Raw genomic sequence first — 4,808 nt, forward strand, 5'->3', positions numbered from 1 at the left:
GCGGGCTGATTGCCCCGGCCCGGCCTCGTTCGCGCAACGCGGTGGGCGTCAGTTGCCCCAGTGCGAGCCCTTGACGTCGACGAAGATCGGGTTGCTGTAGAACCAGATGTCGCGCCACGGGTCGCCGTCGTTGTTCGGGTGCTGGATCGGGCCGGCCGGGTCGACGCCGGCGCCGAACGGGCCCACGCCGTGCCGGTTTCCGTCGCTGCCCCGCAGCCGGACGTAGTACGGCTTGTTCCGGCGCGGCAGTTGCACCTTCAGCGTGTAGGTGCCGGTGCGGCCGGACACGTCGATGCGCTTGCTCACCCGGGTGTCCGGGGCCTGCCACGAGTCCGCGTCGCGGGACTTGCCGGTGACCGTGCCGGTGATCACGTCCACATGCGCGAGCTTGGGCACCTCGCCGTGGTAGTTGGGCCGACTGGCGGTGGTGACCCGGATGTAGAGGGTGGCGCCGCGATTGGCCGCCAACGGCAACCGGCCGCCCAGGGTGACCGGTTCGGTGTGGCCGTTGTCGGCGACCATCCACACGTCCAGGCCGTCCAGGAGCTGGCCGTGGTCCACCCACACCCGCCCGGCCCGGAGCCCGGCCATCACGTCGCGGTAGCCGAACCGTTCGACACCCACGTGGGTGCGGCTGAACTGACCGGGCCAGAAGTCGCTGCCGGGCTGCGGAACCCCGGTGTCCACGGGCAGCGGCTTGGAGCCCAGGTCGTCGAAGCCCTTGCCGGGCGGGTAGGCGCCGTCCGCGTAGGTGTCGAACATGGTGCGGTGGTTGTCCGAGTTCGAGGTGACCGACCACATCCGGCCCTCGGCGAGCAGTGCGTCCCACATGCCGCCGACCGTCGCGGTCATCCAGTCGAAGCCGCCGTGCGTGCGGTAGGTCTCGGCCGGGTACCGCGGCCAGCTCTGCGCTGACGGGGCGTTCTGGTACTCGCCGCGCTGGAAGGTGCCCGGCCCCGACTGGCCCTCGCGGAACTTCACCCAGGCCGGGTCGGCGTTGGCCTGCGAGCCGGGCGCGCCCTCGAAGCCGAGGAAGATCGAGGGGTCCGCGTCGTGCCAGGCGCGCAGTTCGTGCGGCGAGACGATGCCCAACCGGCTGGGGTGGTTGGCCAGTACCAGGACGTCCTCGACGAAGCCCTCGCGCTTGCGCTGACCCAGCCAGCGGATCGCCTCCACCGCCTTGGCCTCGTTGGCGGCGGTGACCGGGTCGCCGGGGGCGCCCACGTCGAACTTGTTGAGCTTGGCGTCGAAGGTCAGCTCGAATCGGCGCAGCAACTCCACCTCGTTGCGGCCGGGCGCGACCATCACGGTGGCGTGCTCGGCGGCGGGGACGTACCACTCCAGGCCCTGGAAGATCAGTACCCGGGGGTTCTCCTGGCGGGCCTTGACGATCTCCGCGTGCTCGCGCTCCGCGCCGCCGGCGTTGGCGTGGCCGAAATTGGCGTGCTCGGTGTAGACGATCCAGTCCAGGCCGAACTGCCGACCCTGCGCCGCGGATTGCGCGAAGCCGTACTTCGCGTCGTGGCTGTAGACCGTGTGCACGTGGTGGTCGCCCACCAGGTAGACGAACTTGGCGGGCGGGCCGTCCTGGCCCGGTCGCGAACTCGCCTGCACCGCGTCGTCGGATTCGGCCGCGGCAGCCGTACCGGCACCCACCGCGCCGAGCGCCGACGCGCCGAGGAAGCCGGCTCCGAACAGGCCGGCTCGACCGATCAGGCCACGCCGGGACACGCCCTGCGCGTCGAGCCGATCCTCGGCCACCTCCGGGTCCGCCCACTCGGGCAACCGCGGAGCGAGGTGGTCGTCGGGTCGGTGCGAGTGGTCCTCGGTCGTCATGTGCGTTCCTCCGGTCGGGGGCGTCGGCGGATGCCGCCGCAGACGCTATGGGCCGTAGGTGGCGAATAGGCGACATCCGGCCACCGCGCACGTGACGGGCAGAATGATCTTGGGTTGTCCGGCTCGGCCGGCTTCGACCGGATTCCGCCGGTCAGCCGGTGTGCACCTGCGGATCGGGGACCTCGCGGGCGGACCGCTCCGGGCCCGGTGAGCGTGCTCCGCGCCGGCGCAGCAGCAGTTCGACCACGATCAGGTTGGGCACCCAGCACAGGAACGGGACGACTTTGTAGGCGCGGTCGAAGTCGGTTATCGGGACCAGCAGCACCAGCCACAGGCGCAGGGTCACCGCCGCGTAGGTGAACGCGAAGGCGCGCTGCATCCAACGCCGGTGTTCGGCGACCGCGCCGCGGCGGATGGTCCGCAGGCCCATCAGGGCGCAGGCCACCCACGACACCGCGAGCAGGCCGAAGCCGGCCGTGCCCACCGCGCCGGTCAGGTTCAGCGGCGCGAGTACCAGGCCGGCCGCGCCGCCGACCAGGATGCAGGCCAGCGTCACCCGACCGCAGATCCGGTGCAGCCGAGGCGATCGGCGCCGCACCCGGGAGGACAGTTGGCCCGGGGACAGCAGCAGGGCCAGTCCGGCGGCGACGATGTGGGCGTAGAGGAAGGCCCGGGCCCATAGTGGGCGATCCGCGTAGTTCGCGGCGATATCACCGTCGTCCGAGGCCAGTTCGGTCAGGGTGTTGGTCAGATAGGGGAGCGGCGCGAACACCGCGATGGCCAGGGCGCTCAGGGCCAACCACCAGACCCCGACCGTGCGTCGTCGGGTCGGGTCGTGTGTCACCACTGTCATCTCCGGGCGTCCTTTCCCGCGGGCCGGCACCGCGTTTTCCGGCTGCCGGCTCCGCTCCTGCGGTGGGTGTCCTGCGTTGCGTGTGTCGTGCGGTGTGTCTTGGGCGGGTGTCTCTCGCGCCGTGTGCCCCGTGCCGTGCGTCGCGTGCCGTGGGTTTCGCGCGGTGGGATCCGGCCGGTGCGTCTTGCACGGTGGATCTCGCGCCGGGCGTGCGGCACCGCGTGTCCCGTGTTGCGTGCCTGCAACGCTAGAAAACACGGGGTGTTCGGGTCACCCCTCGCAGCGGGGGGAATCGCCTCCCTCCTGCGAGGGAGACGCGCCTCCACCGAGGGGAGGTGGACCGGTGCGGCCGGTGCCGGTGCAGGATGGGGCATGCGTATTTCCGACGCCTGGCTGACCCTGGGATTCGTGGTCGCGGCGGCCTCGGTGACCCTGTTCGCGCCGGCCGGTCCGCCGTACCACGCGTTGGACGCGGTGGGTGTCGGGCTCGCCGTCGGGTCCGCGCTGTGCTTGCTCTGGCGCCGGGTGGCGCCGATCGCGGTGGTCTTCGCCACCTCGGCCTTCGTGGTGATCAACGCGGCGGCGGGCTACGCGACCACGGTGACCCAGTGGCCGGCCTGGATATCGCTGTTCACCCTGTTCTCGCTGCGGGGTGCGACCGCCCGGATCATCGGATCGACGCTGGAATTGGCGGCGGTGGCCGGATACGTCCTCCTCGATCGTGCGCCGGTCGGCGGTGCGGACGTGTTCGGCGTGACGGTGTGCTTCCTGCTGGCCACCGTCACCGGCGACGCGGCCCGCAGCCGACGGGCCGTCTCGATCGCCGAACACGCCCGGGTGCGGGCCGAGGAACGCACCGAACTGGCCCGCGAATTGCACGACGCGATCGGACACGCGGTGAACGTGATGGTGATGCAGGCGGGGGTCGGTCGGCGGGTGTTCGCCGACGATCCGTCCTTCGTGCGCGAGGCGTTGGGCAATATCGAGAGCGTCGGCCGCGAGGCGCTCGGCGAACTGGACCGCCTGGTACGGGTGTTGCACGCGGCCGAGCCGGTCACCGATCTGACCGGCCTGGTGGAACGGGTCCGGGCCGCGGGGCGGGAGTTGCGGCTGAACGCCGAGGAGGTCGAGGTGAGCGAGGGGGTCGCCCGGGCGCTGCACCGGATCGTGCAGGAGGCGCTGACCAACGCGCTGCGACACACCGAGACCGGTCGGATCGAGGTGGACCTGGTCCGGTCGGGCGGCACGGTGGTGCTGGAGATCGTCAACCAGGGCCGACATCTGCCGGTCGGCCCGCCCGGACGCGGCCTGGCCAACATGCGCGAGCGGGCCCGTCTGGTCGGTGGCGAGGTGGAGGCGGGGCCGATCCAGGCGGGCTTTCGGGTACGGGCGACGCTGCCGGCCGAGGCGCTCTCGTGATCCGGGTCCTGCTGGTCGACGACGACGCGTTGGTACGCAGCGGGTTGACCGCGCTGCTCCGGGCCGAGCCGGGCATCGAAGTCGTGGGCGAGGCGGCGAACGGGGTCGAGGCGGTGCGCGGCGCGCTCGAACATCGCCCCGACGTGGTGGTGATGGACATCCGGATGCCGGTCCGCGACGGGGTCTCCGCGACCCGGGATCTGCTGGCCGTTCCCGATCGCCCGCGAGTGCTGGTACTCACCACGTTCGACCTGGACGAGGTGGTGGACGACGCGATCACCGCCGGCGCGGACGGATTCCTGCTCAAGCGGGCCACGCCCGAGGAACTGGTCGCGGCGATTCGTACGGTCGCGGCGGGCGACGCGGTGGTGTCGCCGGCGGTGGCCCGCAGACTGTTCGCGTCGCACGCCGCGCGGGTGGGTCCGGACCACGCGCGAGCGGCCCGACTCACCGAGCGGGAGGCGGACGTGTTGCGGGCGATGGCGCTGGGCCTGTCGAACACCGAGATCGCCCGCACCCTGCACCTGTCGGTGGAGACGGTCAAGACGCACGTCAAACACGTGCTGGCCAAGCTGGACGTGCGCGACCGCACCCAGGCGGTGGTGTGGGCCTACCGGACCGGGTTCGCCTACCGAGGAGCACTCACCGTCCCGGAGTGAGCCGGGCAACACCCCTGGGGGGTGGGGGGGGGGGCGTGGGC

At 71.9% G+C, this 4,808-nt stretch carries 4 protein-coding genes; 2 read left to right on the forward strand and 2 right to left on the reverse strand.

Annotation, left to right across the window (positions count from 1 at the left end; translation table 11 throughout):
* Nucleotides 1–48: 48 nt before the first annotated feature.
* On the reverse strand, nucleotides 49–1,836 hold the full coding sequence (locus ACFXMF_RS46795) for a histidinol-phosphatase (protein ID WP_360309091.1): 1,788 nt from the start codon (nucleotides 1,834–1,836) through the stop codon (nucleotides 49–51).
* Between the two features lie 151 nt (nucleotides 1,837–1,987).
* Entirely contained in the window at nucleotides 1,988–2,689 is a 702-nt protein-coding gene (locus tag ACFXMF_RS46800; RefSeq protein WP_379992267.1) for a DUF2306 domain-containing protein, read from the reverse strand.
* Nucleotides 2,690–3,061: 372 nt separating this feature from the next.
* Here ACFXMF_RS46800 and ACFXMF_RS46805 point away from each other — a divergent pair, with 372 nt between their 5' ends.
* Together ACFXMF_RS46805 and ACFXMF_RS46810 are read left to right on the forward strand one after the other, a co-directional pair.
* Complete coding sequence (locus tag ACFXMF_RS46805; protein ID WP_360309087.1) at nucleotides 3,062–4,108, forward strand: histidine kinase; 1,047 nt, start codon at nucleotides 3,062–3,064, stop codon at nucleotides 4,106–4,108.
* Nucleotides 4,105–4,767: a response regulator transcription factor gene (locus tag ACFXMF_RS46810; RefSeq protein WP_360309085.1), complete on the forward strand. Its 663-nt coding sequence runs from the start codon at nucleotides 4,105–4,107 to the stop codon at nucleotides 4,765–4,767. The genes ACFXMF_RS46805 and ACFXMF_RS46810 overlap by 4 nt, the downstream gene beginning before the upstream one ends.
* Nucleotides 4,768–4,808: the final 41 nt, after the last annotated feature.

It is taken from the genome of Embleya sp. NPDC059213 (assembly GCF_042754445.1).
Classification (GTDB): Bacteria; Actinomycetota; Actinomycetes; order Streptomycetales; family Streptomycetaceae; genus Embleya.